This is a genomic window from Synechococcus sp. LTW-R (assembly GCF_014217875.1).
In the GTDB taxonomy this organism is placed as follows: domain Bacteria; phylum Cyanobacteriota; class Cyanobacteriia; order PCC-6307; family Cyanobiaceae; genus Vulcanococcus.
In genome coordinates this window covers 1,843,986-1,861,165 of sequence record NZ_CP059060.1, presented here as the reverse complement: position 1 = coordinate 1,861,165, position 17,180 = coordinate 1,843,986, and the positions used below count along the sequence as shown (strand labels likewise).

The following is a 17,180-nucleotide window of genomic DNA, read 5'->3' as shown; positions in this document are numbered from 1 at the left end:
GTGATGCCCGATTCGCTGCTGAACGGGGCCTACCGCTTCAGTGTGGCTCCGATGATGGACTACACCGATCGGCACTTCCGGGTGCTGATGCGGCAGATCAGCCGTCGCAGCCTGCTGTACACCGAAATGGTGGTGGCCCAGGCGCTCCACCACAGCGAGCGGCGCGACCGGCTGATCGACTTCGACCCGATCGAGCACCCGATTGCCCTGCAGGTGGGGGGGGACGATCCCGTTCTGCTGGCTGAAGCCGCGCGCATCGCCGCCGACCGCGGCTACGACGAGATCAACCTCAACGTCGGCTGTCCCAGCGAGAAGGTCCAGAAGGGGCGCTTTGGGGCCTGCCTAATGGCCGAGCCCGAACAGGTGGCCCGTTGCATCAGCGCCATGGCCGAGGCCTCGCCGCTGCCGGTCACGGTGAAGCACCGCATCGGCATCGATGAGCGCGATTCCTATGGGGAGCTGCTGGCCTTTGTCGACACCGTGGCCGCGGCTGGTGCCCAGCGCTTCAGCGTCCATGCCCGCAAAGCCTGGCTCGACGGCTTAGACCCCAAGCAAAACCGCACGATTCCCCCCCTGCGCTACGAGCTGGTGCATCAGCTCAAGGCCGACCGGCCCCAGCTGACCATCGAACTCAACGGCGGCCTGCTGGAGCTCAGCAGCTGCCTCGAGCAACTGGAGGCGGTGGACGGGGTGATGGTGGGCCGCGCCGCCTACGACCACCCCTTGCGCTGGGCCACGGTGGACCGCGATCTCTTCAGAGACGACAGCCAGGCGGTGGCGAAGGCCTCCACGGTGGTGCGGGGCCTGATTCCCTATGCGGAAGGCTGGTGCAGCAATGGTGGGCGGCTGTGGTCCATCGCCCGACACCTGGTGCAGGTGGTGGAAGGGGTAAGCGGCGCCCGCCATTGGCGGCGGAATTTGGGTCAAGCCGCTGGCCAACGGGACGCCGGCCCGGAGGTCCTCGAGCGGGCCGCCCAGCAATTGGAAGAGCGCGGGCTCTGACTCAGCTCCGCCAGTCCAACCCAGGCAAACCCGGCAGGATCGCCGGGGTCGTCCGGCGATAGCTGACGTACTCGGGATGGAGCGGGACGAGCAAGCGCTCCTCCCGGCGCGCTTTGCCGCCCAAGACCGCGGCCAAGGCGAGGAAGAGTCCCAGGTGGAACAGGCTGCCGAGGGCGAAAGCTACCCCGAGCTCACAGAGCAAAACGGCCTGATAGAGCGGATGGCGGCAGCGCCCGTAGGCCCCGCTCGTGACCAAGGCCGCACCAGGCTTGGGATCGGGCAGGGGCGTCAGGCTGGAGCCCAAACGCCAGAAGGCTTGGGCGGCCATGAGCAAGCCGACCAGGAACAGCAGCGCACCAGCGAGGGCGAAGGGCAGGGGCCAGGCATAGCCCCAACTCCCGGGGGCTGGCCAAGCGGGAAACAGGGTGGCCGCGATCAGCAACAGCTGCGCCAGCAGCCACCACTCCCCGTGGCGGTTGTCGAGCCAACCGCCCCAACTGAACTGCCAACCCTTAAGTGGGGATTTCGGCGAGGGGGTCGAGGTCGGGTCCATCACTCTTTCCAGCCAAGACCAGTCTGAGCAGGATCGGGGCCAAGAAGGTGGTGCCGATCACCATCAACAGGATCGCCGCCTCTAGGGCCGGGCTGAGTAGCTTCGCCTGGGTACCGAGACCCAGGAAGATCAGGCCGACTTCCCCGCGGGGCATCATCCCGAGGCCCACCACCAGACGGTTCGTGGGCTCCTTGGAGAGGAAGGTCCAACCGGACACCACCTTGCCCAGGATCGCCACCACGAGCAGGAAGGCAGCGATCACCAGACCCGCACGGTTGTCGGGGTCCAGAGGATTGAGCACCGACAGATCCATGCCGGTGCCAATCAGCACAAAGAAGATCGTGGCGAAAAGCGCCACCACCGGCTTCACCGCCGCCTCGATGGCGTGGGTGTGGTTGGACTTGCTCAAAATCAGACCGGCAGCGAAGGCCCCCAAGGCCGCCTCCAGGCCGATCGCTGTGGCCGCGAAGCAGCAGAGCGTCAACACCACAAACGAGGCCACCACCACATCACCGGGAGCCTTGAGGCGATCGATCACCCAATCAAATCCGGGAGCCGCGGTTCGGCTCAGACCAATGGCCGCGACCACAAAGACCACGGCGGCGGCCAGCAACTTGAGGATCGGACCCAGCTCGAGGCTGCCGCCGCCGGCAATGCTCACCACCACCGCGAGGATGACGATGCCCAGGATGTCGTCCAGGACAGCGGCGCCGATCACGATCTGCCCCTCCCGGGAGCGCAGCATCTTGAGCTCGCCAAAGACGCTGGCGGTGATGCCGATGCTCGTGGCCGTCATCGCTGCACCCGCAAAGACGGCGGGGATCACCTCCACATGGAAGATCGCCATCAAGCCGGCGGTGCCGAGGGCGAAGGGCACGGCAACGCCGGCCACGGCCACGGTGATCGCTTGGGCGCCGACGGCGACCAGCTCATCGAGGTCGCTTTCCAGGCCCGTGAGGAAGAGCAGGGCAAAGAGGCCCAAGGTGGCCACCGCCTGCAGGCTAGGGAAACTTTCGTTGTAGACCTCGCCCACCAGCTGGGGAGGAACATCCGCGAGCGAACCCATCAGCTGGAGCGCCCAGTTCGCAACTGCCGCCTGGGTCTCCGGCGGCACGATCAGGTGCAGACCCGAGGCGCCGACGATCACGCCGGCGATCAGCTCACCCAGGATTGTGGGCAACTGCCAGCGCACCAACAGTTCCGCCAGCAGGCGAGCCGCCACAAAAATCACCAGGAAGCGACCGACCCCGATCAGGGTTTCGACCACTTCGAGCTGGTGGGCGCCGATCTCCGGCATAGCAGTCGTGAGTGATTCCGAACGAGAGTCTCGCCCGACGGAGTCATCTCCTGTGACAACGGCTACTTTCCGCGCAGGCACAAGCAGCGGAAGCCATGGCCAGCGATGCCGCCCATCCCTTGGTAGCCGGTGAGTTTGAGCGGCTCGACGCCTGGTGGCGGGCCGCCAACTACCTGGCGGTTGGAATGATCTATCTCCAGGACAACCCGCTGCTGCGGGAACCACTGAAGCCCGAGCACATCAAAAACCGCCTGCTCGGACACTGGGGCTCGAGCCCCGGTCAGGCCTTCATCTGGGCCCATGCCAATCGGGTGATCCAACGCCACGGTCTGAATGCCATCTACCTCTCGGGTCCTGGCCATGGAGCCCCGGGGGTACTTGGCCCCACCTACCTGGATGGCTCCTATTCAGAGATCTATCCGGACAAATCCCAAGACACAGAAGGGCTCAAGCGCTTCTTCAAGCAGTTCTCCTTCCCCGGCCATATCGGCAGTCACTGCACCCCCGAGACCCCGGGGTCCATCCATGAAGGCGGCGAACTGGGCTACGTCCTCTCCCATGCCTGCGGTGCGGTCTTCGACAACCCGGAGCTGATCGCCATTGCCTGTGTCGGCGATGGGGAGGCGGAGACGGGGCCCCTAGCCACCAGCTGGCACATCAACAAGTTCCTGAACCCACTCAGCGATGGGGTGGTGCTGCCCGTACTGCACCTCAACGGCTACAAGATCGCCAACCCAACCCTGCTGGCCCGCATCCCCAAAACAGAGCTCAGCAGCCTGCTGCGGGGCTACGGCTGGGAGCCGCTGTTTGTGGAAGGCAGCGAACCGCAGGCGATGCACCAAGCGATGGCGGCCGCCATGGATCAGGTCGTCCGCCGGCTCCAGGAGATCCGCCAAGGCGCCCAGGAGGAAGGCGGAGCCGACCAGGCCAGCCGGCCGATCTGGCCGATGATCGTCCTGAGCTCCCCCAAGGGCTGGACCGGACCTGACGCCCTCAACGGCAAGCAGATTGAAGGGTTCTGGCGCTCCCATCAAGTGCCCCTGCCGAACCCCAAGCAGGATCCGGCGCAACTCCAGCAATTGGAGGCCTGGCTCAAGAGCTATAGCCCCGGCGAACTCTTTGACGATGGGGCAAGCTCCGGCCCGAACTGCAGGCGCTCTCCCCCAGCGGCGCCCAGCGAATGGGTTCCAACCCCCACGCGAACGGAGGGCTGCTGCGCCACTCCCTCACCCTCCCCGATCGGGAGAGCTACGCGGTGCCGGTTTCAGCCCCCGGGGTGCGTCGCCACGGCAACACCGCGGCCCTCGGGGAGCTGCTGCGGGACGCGATCGCCGCCAACCCGAACAATCTGCGGGTCTTTGGCCCCGACGAAACCGCCTCCAACCGGCTCCAGGCCATCTACGAGCGCAGCAAGAAGGTCTGGATGGAGGAGCTGCGGCCCGAGGACGGCGACGGCGGAGAGCTGGCCCGGCAGGGGCGCGTCGTGGAGATGCTCAGCGAACACACCCTGGTGGGGATGCTCGAGGGCTATCTCCTGACGGGCCGCTATGGCCTATTCCACGCCTAAGAGGCCTTCGCCCACGTGATCGCCTCGATGTTCAACCAGCACGCCAAATGGCTGGAGAGCTGCCGTCACCACGCCCCATGGCGCGCCTCAATCGCCCCGTGGACCTGCCTGATCTCCTCCACGGTCTGGCGCCAGGACCACAACGGGTTCACCCACCAGGACCTGGGATTCATCGACCTGACGGGCAACAAAAGCGGTGATGTGGTGCGGGTCTACCTGCCGGCCGATGCCAACTGCCTGTTGGCCGTGGCCGAGGAGGCGCTAGTGGAGCCCAATGTCTGCAACCTGATCGTCAGCGACAAGCAGGAGCACCTGCAATACCTCAGCCTGGAGCAGGCCCGAAGCCATGTCGCCAAGGGCATTGGCCTCTGGAGCTGGGCCAGCAATGATCACAGCAGCGGCCAGCCGGATGAGCCCGATGTGGTGATGGCCTGCGCCGGAGACATCCCCACCCAGGAGACCCTGGCCGCGGTGGAGATCCTGCGCCAGAAACTGCCCGAGCTGCGGGTCCGGGTCCTGAATGTGGTCAAACTCTTTGCCCTGACGCAACCGAGCGAACATCCCCACGACTTAAGCGATCGGGATTTCGACACACTCTTCACCACAGATCGCCCGGTTCTGTTCAACTTCCACGGCTACCCCTGGTTGATCCACCGGTTGACCTACCGGCGCCGCAACCATGCCAATTTCCATGTCCGCGGATACAAGGAAAAAGGCAACATCAACACCCCGCTTGAGCTGGCGATGAACAACCAGATCGACCGGTTCAGCTTGGTGATTGATGTGATCGACAGAGTTCCAGGGTTAAGGTCCCGCGCTGCTCACATCAAGGAGCAGATGAAGGAATCGATCCTCGCGAATCGCGCCTACGCGCATGAGCACGGGATGGATGCCCCGGAGATCAGCAACTGGCAGTGGAGCACTGCAGTCCAAACCGAGCTGGCCTGATGAAAGAGCAATCGCCGCGTCACCTGCAACTGCCCACGCCCGGTTGCTACGCCGATCCGGACCGCAGCGGCTTGACGGCGGACGACGTGTTCGACGGCATGGCCGAACACCTCTTCTACACACTGGGAAAGCTGGCTCCCACAGCCAGCCGCCACGACCTCTACCTGGCCCTGAGCCACGCGGTCCGCGACCGGCTGATGACCCGCTATCTGGCGGGCAATGAGGCCATGCGCGCCACCCCCACCCGGGTTGTCGCCTACCTGTCGGCGGAATTCCTGATCGGCCCCCAGCTGGGCAACAACCTCTTGATGCTCGGCATCCAGGAGGCCGCCGCGGAAGCCCTACGCCGCTTCGGCATCGACAGCCTCGACGAGATCCTCGAGGTGGAAGAGGAGCCCGGACTGGGCAATGGCGGCCTCGGGCGCCTGGCGGCTTGCTACATGGAGTCCCTCGCCAGCCTGGAGATCCCGGCGACCGGCTACGGCATTCGCTACGAGTTCGGGATCTTCGACCAGCTGATCCGCGACGGCTGGCAGGTGGAGATCACCGACAAATGGCTCAAGGGCGGCTGGCCCTGGGAGATCCCCCACCCCGACCAGGCCTGCTTCGTCGGCTTTGGCGGACGGACCGAGAGCTACCGCGATGAGCGCGGCAATTACCGGGTGCGCTGGATCCCCAACGAACACGCCATCGGTGTGCCCCATGACGTCCCGGTCCTCGGCTACCGGGTCAACACCTGCGATCGCCTGCGCCTCTGGCGAGCCGACGCCAGCGAGAGCTTCGACTTCTACGCCTTCAACATCGGCGATTACTACGGCGCCGTCGAAGAGAAGGTGGGAAGCGAGACCCTCTCGAAGGTCCTCTATCCCAATGACGGCACCGATGAGGGCCGGCGGCTGCGACTGAAGCAGCAGCACTTCTTCGTGAGCTGCTCCCTGCAGGACATGCTGCGCAGCCTCGACCAACGGGGCATCCCGGTCGAGGAGTTCCCCGACCACTGGGCTGTCCAGCTGAACGACACCCACCCGGCCATCGCCGTGGCCGAGCTGATGCGTCTGCTGATTGACGACAAGCACCTCACCTGGGAGCAGGCCTGGGACATCACCTGCCGCTCGGTCGCCTACACCAACCACACCCTGCTGCCGGAGGCCCTGGAGAAATGGGGCCTGCCGCTGTTCGGCTCCCTGCTGCCGCGGCACCTTGAGCTGATCTACGAGATCAACCGCCGCTTCCTGCAGAGCGTGCGCCTGCGCTACCCCGGCAATGAGGTGCTGCTGCGCAAGCTCTCGATCATTGATGAGGACGGCCAAAAGGCCGTTCGCATGGCGAACCTCGCCACCGTGGCCTCCCACCACGTCAACGGTGTGGCGGCCCTGCATAGCGAACTGGTGCGGACCAAGTTGTTCCCCGAATTCGCGGAGCTCTGGCCGGAGAAATTCACCAACGTCACCAACGGCGTCACCCCCCGCCGCTGGGTGGCCCTCTCCAACCCCCCCCTGCGCAAACTCCTGGCCGAAAGCATCGGCGAGGGTTGGGTCTCCGATCTCGATCAGCTGAAGCAGCTCGAGCAGTGCCAACACGACAGCAGCTTCCTGGAGCGCTGGGAGCAGACCAAGCTCGCCAGCAAGCGCCAACTGGCCAACTACATCCACCGCCAAAGCGGACTGCTGGTGGATCCGTCCTCAATGTTTGACGTCCAGGTCAAACGCATCCACGAGTACAAGCGCCAGCACCTCAACGCCCTGCAGGTGATCGCCCAGTACCTGCGAATCAAGAACGGTCAGGCCAACGACATGGCCCCCCGCACCGTGATCTTCGGTGGCAAGGCGGCCCCGGGCTACTACATGGCCAAGCTAATCATCCGCTTCCTGAACGGGATTGCCGAGACGGTCAACGCCGACCCCGACATGGATGGCCGCCTGCGGGTGGTCTTCCTGCCGGACTACAACGTAAAGCTGGGCGAGCGGGTCTACCCGGCCTCCGACCTCTCCGAGCAAATCTCCACCGCCGGCCTGGAGGCCTCGGGCACCGGCAACATGAAGTTCGCCATGAATGGGGCCCTGACCATCGGCACCCTGGATGGCGCCAACGTCGAAATCCGCGAGCAGGTCGGTCCTGAAAACTTCTTCCTCTTCGGCATGACCGAGACCGATGTGGCCCAGCTGCACACGGAGGGCTACCGCCCCTGGGAGCACATCGCCAAGCTCCCCGAACTGCAGCAGGTGCTGAAGCTGGTGGAGCAGGGCCACTTCAGTGGCGGCGATGGTGATCTCTTCCGTCCCCTGCTGGAGAACCTCACCGGCCGCGATCCCTTCTGCGTCCTGGCCGACTTCAACGACTACCTGCGGGTGCAGCAACAGGTCAGCCAGGCCTGGGCGGACCGCCATGCCTGGAACCGGATGTCGCTGCTGAACACGGCCCGCACCGGCTTCTTCTCCTCGGATCGATCGATCAAGGAGTACGCGGACCGGATCTGGAAGGCCGAGGCCTTCCCCGTGACGATCACCTGCAACCTGGACGAGTAAGGAGCCGGCGTCGCCGTGGCGATCCTGGTGCTCAACCTCGGCAGCTCCAGCCTCAAGGCCGCTGTCTTTGACGCATCCGGAACCCAGCGACTCTGGAGTAACTCCCATTCGGGTCTCAGCGATGTCGGGGCCTGGCTCGAACCCGCGCTGGCGCCCTGGTGGGACCGGCTCTCGCGGGCCGGCCACCGGGTGGTCCATGGCGGTGAACGGTTCCGGGCGCCGACGCCGATCAACGCTTCGACCCTGCCTGAGCTGGAGGCCTTGAGCCCCCTCGCTCCGCTCCACAATCCACCGGCCCTCGCCGCGATCGGTTGGCTGCAGCAGCGGCGGCCAGACCTACCGCAATGGGCCTGCTTTGACACCGCTTTCCACGCCACCCTGCCGGAGGCGGCCTACAGCTACGCCATCCCCCAGGCGCTGCGGCGGCAGGGCTACCGCCGCTTTGGCTTCCATGGAATCAACCACCAACACGTGGCCGAGCAGGCGCCGGGGCCGCGACTGATCAGCGTTCACCTCGGTGCCGGCTGCTCCGTGGCCGCCATCGCAGGCGGCCAGTGCATCGACACCTCAATGGGTTTCACACCGATGGAAGGGCTGGTGATGGCCACCCGCTGCGGCTCGATCGACCCTGGACTCCTGCTGGCCTTACTGCAAACGGGCCGGGACGCCAGCGACCTCGGCGAGACTCTGAACCACCAGAGCGGCCTCGCCGGTCTGTCCGGTCTGAGCGGTGATTGGACCGAGCTGCGGGCCGCGGCGGCTCAAGGCCACAACGGTGCCCAGTTAGCAGTTGAGGTCTTTGTGCACCGGCTCAAAGCGGGGATCGCAGCAATGGCAGCCAGCCTGGGGGGCGTCGATCAGATCGCACTCACTGGAGGTATCGGCGCCAATGACAACCAGCTTCTTGAGCAGCTACAGGCGGAAATGCGCTGGCTGGGATCAGTCCAGTGGCTGCAGATCCCCGCCGACGAGGAGGGGATGATCGCCCGGCTGATCAGCGATCAGGCAGATCGGGGGTTTGGTGCAGCAGTCGGTTAAGACGCAGGCGATCAGCATTCAGCGGATCGGGAGCCAGCTCACCGGCAATCTCCCGGAACTTGTGTTCCACGGGCTCGGGAACGCGCACATCAAAGATGCGCTCCATCAGCGCTTCGATCGAGAAAAGATGGGCGTTGATGTTCTCGAGGTCGCTGACGGCCTGCTGTAGAGCCTCTTGCGCCGAGGCTTCCTGGGGAGCAGCACCAGCGGCGGCGGCAGCTGGAGGCTGGGCGCCAGGCTCTGGGGTGGATTTCTGTAGATCTTCGAGAACCCGTCCGGCCAAGGTCCGGAATGACTGCAGGGCAGCCCAGCTCAGCTCCTGTTGCTGACGCAGCGTGGGGTTCTCACGAATCAGTCGGTCGTGTTCCCTGTAGAACCGCTGGCAGTCAGGGCATTGGCAGGGCTCTTCCGGCACCGCAGTCCCTTCGTGGGTCAAATCCCATCATGACACCAGGACGACTCAGAAATAAAGAGATTCTGAATCTGTTGGCTCAAGCGGCCAGTGAGTCGCCGGAGTCACTGGCGTCGTCGATGGCTCCCGGGATGGGGATCTCGATCGAGCTGACCACCTGAATCACGTCACGCAGACGCATCGAATCGGCGAACCAGGCCATGGCCTGATCGGTGTCACCTTCGTGGACGGCTTCGTTGGCGCTGTCCTCATGGGCCTCGGCCAAGAGGGCCAGCCAGCACAGGCAGCGGGCCTGGATCACCGAGAGGTCGAGGCCGTCGGGAAGGCTGTCGACGATGCGCTCACTCTCCTGTTGCACCAGTAGCCGCAGCCTGAGATCATGCAGCTGTGCCATGGCCATGTGGCGATTGCCTACACGCTAGCGGCAGTGGCAAGGTCCAGCACGCCACTACCGGTAGCGGTGGATACCCCTGAACGAATCGAGAACGGGGCTGGCGGGACTCGAACCCACGACCTACGGTTTAGGAAACCGTCGCTCTATCCGGCTGAGCTACAGCCCCCCAGGTCGCCATTATGGGGTTTGAAAGCAGGCGAGGTGATCGCGACCGGGAGACGCCCAAGCCCTCTGGCTGGTGGAACGGACCGGTTGAGGAAAGTCCGGGCTCCCCAATGGCCAGGCTTGCTGGGTAACGCCCAGTGCGGGTGACCGTGAGGAGAGTGCCACAGAAACACACCGCCGATGGCCCCTCGGGGATCAGGCAAGGGTGCAAAGGTGCGGTAAGAGCGCACCAGCAGCATCGAGAGGTGCTGGCTCGGTAAACCCCGGCTGGGAGCAAGGCCTAGGAACAAGGGTTGGCCATGACACCCGTTCCGTTTTTCTTGCGCCGCTTGAGGCCACCGGTAACGGTGGTCCCAGACAGATGATCGCCCCCTTTCTTCGGAGAGGAGAACAGAACCCGGCTTACGTCCTGCTTTCACCCCAATGAACGCTGAGCGCCACGCCCAACTGCTGCAGTTCCTGGACAGCCTGGGGCTGAAGCCCCTAGCCGGCATGGACCTAGAGCGGCTGGATGAGGCCCTAACCCACACCTCCGCGGGGCTCAGCCTGAACCACGAAAAACTGGAATTTCTGGGGGATGCCGTGCTGCGCCTCGCGGCTTCGGAATTCCTGGAGCAGCACTACCCCAACTTGAGCGTGGGGCAGAGCTCCGCGCTGCGGGCCCAACTGGTCAGTGACCGCTGGCTCGGCGAACTCGGCCAAGCAATCGGCATCGAGTCCGTCTTACGCATTGGACCAACGGCCGCGGGAGATTCCAGCGCCCGAGCCACCCTCAGGGCCGAAGCCTGTGAAGCCTGCATTGGGGCGCTCTACCGGCTCTGGGGGGATCTGACGCCCGTGCTGCGCTGGCTAACCCCCCACTGGCAAACCACCGCCAAGGCCTTTGAAGCCGACCCCCATCTGCACAATTGGAAATCAGCCCTGCAGGAATGGAGCCAGGGGCAAAAACGCGGCCTTCCCAATTACCGCTGCCAGGAAATCAGTCAGATCCACGCCGATCCCCGGCGCTTCCACTGCCAGGTGAATCTGGGGGAGCAGGTCCTCGGCGAAGGCTGGGGCAGGTCCCGCAGGCAGGCCGAACAGGAGGCCGCCCGCGCGGCCCTCGCGCGGATCAGGCCTGCTCGAGAATCTTGAGGGGCATGGTGACGAGCTTGTCCCAGTTGCCGCCTTCAAAGAGCACGGCCGCATTGCTGCCGCTGATGCGCTGCACGAAGCCCTGGTAGCCGTTGTAGATGGAGCGGCTATCGCGCACCACCACGGTGGAGCCAGGCAGGATCGGCAGGGAATCAGCCATAGGAAGGCCCAGTCGTCCAATCATTATCGAGGCTGAGGTGTGGCCCTTGGGCTGATGGAGCAACAACCCGAGCTGCTGGTGGTCGGAAAGATCGTTGCCGCCCAAGGCCTGCGCGGCGAACTGCGTGTCAATCCCCTCAGCGATTTCCCCGAACGCTTCACCAAGGCCGGGCCCCGCTGGCTGCGGCCGCCAGCCCAAAAGCGAGGACCCGCAGCGGAGCCCCAAGCCGTTCAGCTGCTCTCCGGCCGGAAACTGCCCGGGAAAGAGCTGTTTGTGATTCGGCTCGAGGGCATCAACGACCGCAGCAGCGCTGAAGCCTGCGTCGGCCAGGAAGTCTTGGTCCCCAGCGACGAACGGCCCAAACTGGCGAAGGGCGAGTTCCACCTCCTGGATCTGGTGGGCCTGGAGGTCAGGCTGCTTGAGAGCGGCACCCCCATCGGCCGCGTGCAAGACCTGCTCCATGCCGGCAACGACCTCCTGGAGGTGCAACTCGACGGGAAAAAGCAGCCCCTCTGGATCCCCTTTGTCGAATCGATTGTTCCGCGGGTGGAGCTCCAGGAGGGCTGGATCGGCATCACCCCGCCGCCGGGCTTGCTGGAGCTCGCCGAAACCAAGGCCGAGGACGGACAGAGCTAAACCAGCACCAAGACCGCAGGCAAAGCGACCGGGCTTGGTTTGAAATGGTGTGCAAGAGGAGTGCACTCCATGGCGGCCCTGGTTCCAGTCATTCTTTGCGGTGGGACTGGAACCCGCCTCTGGCCCCTATCCAGGGCTAGTTACCCCAAGCAGTACTGGGCCCTCGCGGGCCAAGGCGAAGAGACCCTGCTTCAGCAAACCCAGCAACGGCTGGAGGGAATTGCAGATCTCCAGCCGCCGCTGCTGATCTGCAACGAAGACCACCGCTTCATCGTGGCCGAGCAGATGCGCCAGATCGGCGTGGATCCCTCGGCGATCCTGCTGGAGCCCGTGGGCCGCAACACCGCACCGGCCGTGGCCATTGCCGCACTCCAGGCCATGGCCGCGGGCGATGACCCGCTGCTGCTGGTGCTCGCTGCCGACCATGTCATCCGCGATGGCGCGGCCTTCCGGCAGACGGTCCAAGCGGGAGTCCAGGCCGCGGAGTCGGGCCAACTGGTGACCTTCGGGATCGTCCCCACCGCCCCCGAGACCGGCTACGGCTACATCGAAGCCGCCCAACCCCTGGGGGATGCGGGCACCCCGGTGCCGATCGCTCGGTTCGTGGAGAAGCCCGACCGTGCCACCGCAGAAGGCTTCCTGGCCACCGGCCGCTTCACCTGGAACAGCGGCATGTTCCTGTTCAAGGCCAGCGTGATCCTGGCGGAACTGGAACGACTCGCTCCCGAGGTGGTCCAGGCCTGCCGCAGTGCCCTCGCCCAAGGCGGCTCAGACCTGAACTTCCAACGCCTCGAGAAGGACGCCTTTGCCCAGTGCCCGAACGTCGCCATCGACGTGGCCGTGATGGAGCGAACCGACCGGGGCGCCGTGCTGCCGCTGCAGGCCGGCTGGAGCGATGTGGGCAGCTGGAGCGCCCTCTGGGAAACCGCCGACCAGGACGAGCAGGGCAACGTGCTGCGGGGCCGGGTCATCAGCGAGAACAGCCGCAACTGCTACCTGCGCAGTGAACACCGTTTGGTGGTGGGCCTGGGCGTCGAGGACCTCGTGGTGGTGGAAACCAATGACGTGGTGCTCGTGGCGAAGCGGGATCAGGCCCAGAACGTCAAAAGCATTGTCGGGCTGCTCGAGCAAAGCGGCGCACCGGAGAGCAAGGCCCACCGCAAGATCTACCGGCCCTGGGGCGCCTATGACGGCATCACCGAAGGCGACCGCTGGCAGGTGAAGCGCATCAGCGTGAACCCCGGCGCCTCTCTGTCATTGCAGATGCACCACCACAGGGCGGAACACTGGATCGTGGTGCAAGGCACCGCCGTCGTCGAGAAGGACGGCGTGGAGGAGTTGGTGGGCGAGAACCAGAGCACCTACATCCCCCTGGGCTGCAAACACCGCCTGTCCAACCCCGGCAAGATCCCCGTCGAGATGATTGAGGTCCAGAGCGGCCCCTACCTCGGCGAGGACGACATCGTCCGCTTCGAGGACCTCTACGGACGCAGCGCCTAAGGGCGCTATTCCACCGTCACGCTCTTGGCGAGGTTGCGGGGCTGATCGACATCCAGCCCCCGGTGGGCTGCGATGTGATAGCTGAGCAGCTGCATCGGCACGACCGTCAACAGCGGGCTGAGCAGCTCGTCGACTTCCGGCACCGGCAACAGGGTGTCGAAGAGCTCCGCATCTGGACAGTTCGGGGCAACACCCACCAACTGGGCATCCCGGGCCTTGGCCTCCTGGGCATTGCTGAGCACCTTGTCGAAGACGGTCCCCGGCACGGCGATCGAAACGACGGGCACCCGAACATCCAACAGGGCAATCGGTCCGTGCTTCATCTCGCCGGCTGGGTAACCCTCGGCATGGATGTAGCTGATTTCCTTGAGCTTCAGCGCCCCCTCGAGGGCAATCGGATAGTTGATTCCCCGTCCCAGGAAGATCACGTCCTGGGTATCCGCGAACAGATGGGCCATCTGCTCGCAGCGGCTGTCGTGGTCGTCCACCAAGCTGCGCAGCTGCTGGGGCAGCGCCCGCAGACCAGCGATCAGCTGCTGCACAGCCTCCGCACCCAGAACCCCAGGCCGGCCGGAGCGACGCTCGGCAAAGGCAATGGCTAAGCCGTAGAAGGCCAATAGTTGGCCGAGGAAAGTCTTGGTGGCGGCCACACCCACCTCAATGCCGGCGCCGATGTCGAGAATTTGATCGACCATCCGGCCCAGGGAGCTTTCGGGGCGGTTGGTGATCCCGAGCAGGCGGGGTGCATAGGCAGGATCGGCAACACCGCGGCGACGCTCCTGCTCCATCGCCAGGGCCGCCAGGGTGTCGGCGGTTTCGCCCGACTGGGTCACACCGATGGTGAGGGTGTTCGGGGCGAGCGGGGGCGGGGCGTAGCGGAATTCGCTGGCATAGAAGACGCTGGTGGGGATCCCGGCCAGCTGCTCCAGGAGATAGGTCCCCACCAGGGCGGCGTGGCGACTGGTGCCACAGGCGAGCACCTGGATGCGCTCGATGCCTTCAAAGACGCTCTCATCGAGGGGCAGAGCGACCCGCGCTGAAGCGTCCGGAAGATGGCGCGCAACCCACAGCGCCGCGGTCTCAGGCTGCTCGTGGATTTCCTTGAGCATGAAGTGGCGGAAGCTGCGCTTGTCCGCCACGTGGTCGCTCCCACTCAGGAGCGTCGGCGCACGCTGAACCCGCGCTCCGGCCTCGTCGTAGAGCTCAATGCCCAATGGGGTCAGCAAGGCCACCTCCCCGTCTTCCATCGGCAGGATGGTGCGGGTAAATCCCGCCAGGGCCGGGGTGTCGCTAGCGCAGAGGAATTCCCCTTCCCCAAGACCAATCAACAGGGGCGCAGCCTTGCGGGCCACCACCAACGCTCCAGGGAGGGCCGCCCAAACCACGGCAAGGGCATAGGCCCCATGCAGGCGAGGCAAAACGGCTTGAACCGCCGCGAGCAACAGCTGCGGAGACGGGGTCTGGCCCGATGCCTCCAGGCGATCGAGCTCCTGGCTCAAAAGGTGAGGAATGACCTCGGTGTCGGTGTCCGAGCGGAAGACCACACCGGTGGCCTGGAGCTCCTCGCGCAAGCTCCGGTAGTTCTCGATGATCCCGTTCTGCACCACCGCGAGGCGGCATGGACCGTCGAGGTGCGGGTGAGCGTTGCGCTCCTCCGGCTTGCCGTGGGTCGCCCAGCGCGTGTGACCGATGCCGCAGTGCCCTTGCGCCCCTTGGGCCTCAAAACGGGCAGTGAGGTTCGCGAGCTTGCCCTCTGCACGCAGACAGGTCAGCCCTGCATCAGCAGCAACTGTGGCAATGCCGGCTGAGTCGTAGCCCCGGTATTCGAGCTGACGCAGACCCTCCAACAGGAGCGGTGCCGCTTCGCGCGAACCAATCACCGCAACGATGCCGCACATAGCGCCTGGAACCAATAAAAAAGCCCGGCTGGGCCGGGCTTGAGCTTATGGGAGGCGGGCTTAGTAAGCCAGGCCCATGGAGCGGGTGGTTTCGTCGCCCAGGTAGACGCGGATGGAGAGGAAGTCGGTGGGGCAAGCGGTCTCACAACGCTTGCAACCAACGCAATCTTCGGTGCGGGGGGATGAAGCAATCTGACCGGCCTTGCAGCCGTCCCAGGGCACCATCTCGAGCACATCGAGGGGGCATGCCCGAACGCACTGGGTGCAGCCGATGCAGGTGTCGTAAATCTTGACGGCGTGGGACATGTCGTCTCTGGACGCGACGCTCAAGGTACTCATGCCGATGGGGTTCCAAGCCACGGACCCCGGCGGCCGTCACCCTTGTTCATACGGGGGCCGCTGGCGCACATACCCGTAGGATGCGGCGTCCGACACTCCGGCCATGTCCCAGGAAGCGATCTTCGAGAAAGTCCGCTCGATCGTTGTTGAGCAGCTGAGCGTTGATGCCGGCGAGGTCAAGCCTGAATCCAACTTCCAGAACGATCTGGGCGCTGACTCCCTCGACACCGTTGAACTCGTGATGGCCCTGGAAGAGGCCTTCGATATCGAGATCCCCGACGAAGCCGCTGAGGGCATCGCCACCGTTGGCGACGCCGTCAAGTACATCCAGGACAAGCAGGCCTGAGGAAGGGATTGATGGTGGAGGGTCTCCGCCGCGTCGTCGTCACCGGCCTTGGCGCGGTCACACCGATTGGGAATGACGTCACTTCCTATTGGGAAGGACTGAGCAGTGGTCGCAACGGGGTGGCACCGATCACCCTGTTCGATGCATCTGCCCATGCCTGCCGTTTTGCGGCTGAGGTGAAGGATTTCGATCCCTCCGCCTACATCGAGCCCAAGGAAAGCAAGCGCTGGGATCGGTTCTGTCAGTTCGGCGTTGTCGCCGCCAAGCAGGCCGTTGCCCAAGCCGGGTTGACCATTGATGACAGCAATGCACACCGCATCGGAACCGCCATCGGTTCGGGTGTGGGCGGCCTGCTGATGATGGAGACCCAGGCCCACGTGCTCGAAGGCAAAGGCCCGTCACGGGTCAGCCCGTTCACGGTGCCGATGATGATCCCGAACATGGCCACGGGCCTGACGGCGATCGCCATCGGCGCGAAGGGCCCCAGCACCGCGGTGGCCACGGCCTGTGCCGCAGGCTCCAACGCCATCGGTGATGCCTTTCGCCTGATCCAGCTGGGTCAAGCCGACGCCATGGTTTGCGGTGGTGCGGAATCCGCCATCACCCCCCTGGGCGTTGCTGGCTTCGCCAGCGCCAAGGCCCTCTCCTTCCGCAACGACGATCCAGCGACGGCGAGTCGCCCGTTCGACGCGGAACGGGACGGCTTCGTCATCGGCGAGGGCGCCGGTGTGCTCGTCCTCGAAAGCCTGGAGCACGCGAAGGCCCGCGGCGCCACGATCCTGGCTGAGGTTGTGGGCTACGGCATGACCTGCGACGCCCACCACATCACCTCCCCCACCCCCGGCGGCGTGGGTGGTGCTGAAGCAATGCGCCTTGCCCTGCAAGACGCACGCATCGAGGCGGACGCAGTCGATTACGTCAACGCCCACGGCACCAGCACCCCGGCGAACGACTCCAACGAGTCCTCCGCCATCAAGTCCTCCCTGGGGGAGCGGGCGAAACAGATTCCTGTGAGCTCGACGAAGTCGATGACCGGGCACCTGTTGGGCGGCAGCGGCGGCATTGAAGCCGTTGCTGGGGTCCTGGCGATTGGCCACAACCTGGTCCCGCCTACGATCAATTACCAAAATCCGGATCCTGCCTGTGATCTGGATGTCGTTCCCAATCAGGCCCGGGAACACAAACTGAACGTGGTGCTCTCGAATTCCTTTGGGTTCGGCGGCCACAACGTTTGCCTGGCGTTCCGCCGGTTCAACTAACCCGCGG

General features: G+C 65.0%; 15 protein-coding genes, 1 tRNA gene, 1 other RNA gene and 1 pseudogene. 10 read left to right on the top strand and 8 right to left on the bottom strand.

What is annotated here, in order from left to right; genetic code table 11:
* The first annotated feature begins 3 nt into the window (after nt 1-3).
* Nucleotides 4-1,002: a tRNA dihydrouridine(20/20a) synthase DusA gene (gene dusA / locus H0O22_RS10345; protein WP_185186576.1), complete on the top strand. Its 999-nt coding sequence runs from the start codon at nt 4-6 to the stop codon at nt 1,000-1,002.
* 1 nt (nt 1,003) lies between these two features.
* Here the strand turns inward: dusA and H0O22_RS10340 are convergent, their stop codons facing one another.
* Both H0O22_RS10340 and H0O22_RS10335 read right to left on the bottom strand, forming a co-directional pair.
* Nucleotides 1,004-1,555: an isoprenylcysteine carboxylmethyltransferase family protein gene (locus H0O22_RS10340; protein ID WP_185186575.1), complete on the bottom strand. Its 552-nt coding sequence runs from the start codon at nt 1,553-1,555 to the stop codon at nt 1,004-1,006.
* Nucleotides 1,515-2,852: a cation:proton antiporter gene (locus H0O22_RS10335; RefSeq protein WP_185186574.1), complete on the bottom strand. Its 1,338-nt coding sequence runs from the start codon at nt 2,850-2,852 to the stop codon at nt 1,515-1,517. Before H0O22_RS10335 ends, H0O22_RS10340 begins: the two co-directional genes overlap by 41 nt.
* A gap of 95 nt (nt 2,853-2,947) precedes the next feature.
* On the opposite strand from H0O22_RS10335, the pseudogene H0O22_RS10330 reads away from it, so the two are divergent.
* The 3 genes and pseudogenes from H0O22_RS10330 (at nt 2,948) to H0O22_RS10320 (ending at nt 8,930) form a co-directional block, all read left to right on the top strand.
* Nucleotides 2,948-5,367, top strand: a pseudogene (locus H0O22_RS10330) (phosphoketolase).
* Nucleotides 5,367-7,892, top strand: a complete 2,526-nt coding sequence (locus tag H0O22_RS10325) for a glycogen/starch/alpha-glucan phosphorylase (RefSeq protein ID WP_185186573.1) — start codon at nt 5,367-5,369, stop codon at nt 7,890-7,892. Before H0O22_RS10330 ends, H0O22_RS10325 begins: the two are co-directional and overlap by 1 nt.
* A 15-nt stretch (nt 7,893-7,907) precedes the next feature.
* The gene (locus H0O22_RS10320) at nt 7,908-8,930 is read left to right on the top strand and encodes an acetate/propionate family kinase (protein ID WP_185186572.1); all 1,023 of its coding nucleotides are present in this window, start codon (nt 7,908-7,910) and stop codon (nt 8,928-8,930) included.
* Here the strand turns inward: H0O22_RS10320 and H0O22_RS10315 are convergent.
* From H0O22_RS10315 to H0O22_RS10305, 3 genes are all read right to left on the bottom strand, one after another.
* Nucleotides 8,887-9,345 carry a hypothetical protein gene (locus H0O22_RS10315; RefSeq protein WP_185186571.1) on the bottom strand — a complete coding sequence of 153 codons (459 nt, stop codon included), beginning with the start codon at nt 9,343-9,345 and terminating at the stop codon, nt 8,887-8,889. The two genes, H0O22_RS10320 and H0O22_RS10315, sit on opposite strands and share 44 nt — an antisense overlap.
* A gap of 76 nt (nt 9,346-9,421) precedes the next feature.
* Nucleotides 9,422-9,736 (bottom strand): hypothetical protein, encoded by a 315-nt coding sequence (locus H0O22_RS10310; protein ID WP_185186570.1) that lies wholly within the window; start codon nt 9,734-9,736, stop codon nt 9,422-9,424.
* Nucleotides 9,737-9,828: 92 nt separating this feature from the next.
* Nucleotides 9,829-9,902 (bottom strand) — tRNA-Arg (locus H0O22_RS10305).
* 22 nt (nt 9,903-9,924) lie between these two features.
* Here H0O22_RS10305 and rnpB point away from each other — a divergent pair.
* Nucleotides 9,925-10,322, top strand: an RNA gene (gene rnpB / locus H0O22_RS10300) — RNase P RNA component class A.
* A gap of 2 nt (nt 10,323-10,324) precedes the next feature.
* On the top strand, nt 10,325-11,035 hold the full coding sequence (gene rnc, locus H0O22_RS10295) for a ribonuclease III (protein WP_185186569.1): 711 nt from the start codon (nt 10,325-10,327) through the stop codon (nt 11,033-11,035).
* Here rnc and H0O22_RS10290 read toward each other — a convergent pair.
* Nucleotides 11,013-11,195 (bottom strand): NAD(P)H dehydrogenase subunit NdhS, encoded by a 183-nt coding sequence (locus H0O22_RS10290; RefSeq protein ID WP_185186568.1) that lies wholly within the window; start codon nt 11,193-11,195, stop codon nt 11,013-11,015. The two genes, rnc and H0O22_RS10290, sit on opposite strands and share 23 nt — an antisense overlap.
* 54 nt (nt 11,196-11,249) lie before the next feature.
* Between H0O22_RS10290 and rimM the strand changes: the two genes are divergently transcribed.
* Nucleotides 11,250-11,831 carry a ribosome maturation factor RimM gene (gene rimM, locus H0O22_RS10285; protein ID WP_185186567.1) on the top strand — a complete coding sequence of 194 codons (582 nt, stop codon included), beginning with the start codon at nt 11,250-11,252 and terminating at the stop codon, nt 11,829-11,831.
* Between the two features lie 69 nt (nt 11,832-11,900).
* On the top strand, nt 11,901-13,331 hold the full coding sequence (locus H0O22_RS10280) for a mannose-1-phosphate guanylyltransferase/mannose-6-phosphate isomerase (protein WP_185186566.1): 1,431 nt from the start codon (nt 11,901-11,903) through the stop codon (nt 13,329-13,331).
* A gap of 5 nt (nt 13,332-13,336) precedes the next feature.
* Here H0O22_RS10280 and glmS read toward each other — a convergent pair whose 3' ends face one another.
* Together glmS and psaC are read right to left on the bottom strand one after the other, a co-directional pair.
* A complete protein-coding gene (gene glmS, locus H0O22_RS10275) occupies nt 13,337-15,229 on the bottom strand; it encodes a glutamine--fructose-6-phosphate transaminase (isomerizing) (protein WP_185188398.1) in 1,893 nt (630 codons plus the stop codon).
* Nucleotides 15,230-15,289: 60 nt separating this feature from the next.
* The gene (psaC, locus tag H0O22_RS10270; protein ID WP_006850103.1) at nt 15,290-15,535 is read right to left on the bottom strand and encodes a photosystem I iron-sulfur center protein PsaC; all 246 of its coding nucleotides are present in this window, start codon (nt 15,533-15,535) and stop codon (nt 15,290-15,292) included.
* A gap of 136 nt (nt 15,536-15,671) precedes the next feature.
* Here psaC and acpP point away from each other — a divergent pair, with 136 nt between their 5' ends.
* Both acpP and fabF read left to right on the top strand, forming a co-directional pair.
* Complete coding sequence (acpP, locus tag H0O22_RS10265; protein WP_010312348.1) at nt 15,672-15,914, top strand: acyl carrier protein; 243 nt, start codon at nt 15,672-15,674, stop codon at nt 15,912-15,914.
* Between the two features lie 11 nt (nt 15,915-15,925).
* Entirely contained in the window at nt 15,926-17,173 is a 1,248-nt protein-coding gene (fabF, locus tag H0O22_RS10260) for a beta-ketoacyl-ACP synthase II (RefSeq protein ID WP_185186565.1), read from the top strand.
* The last annotated feature ends 7 nt before the right edge of the window (nt 17,174-17,180 follow it).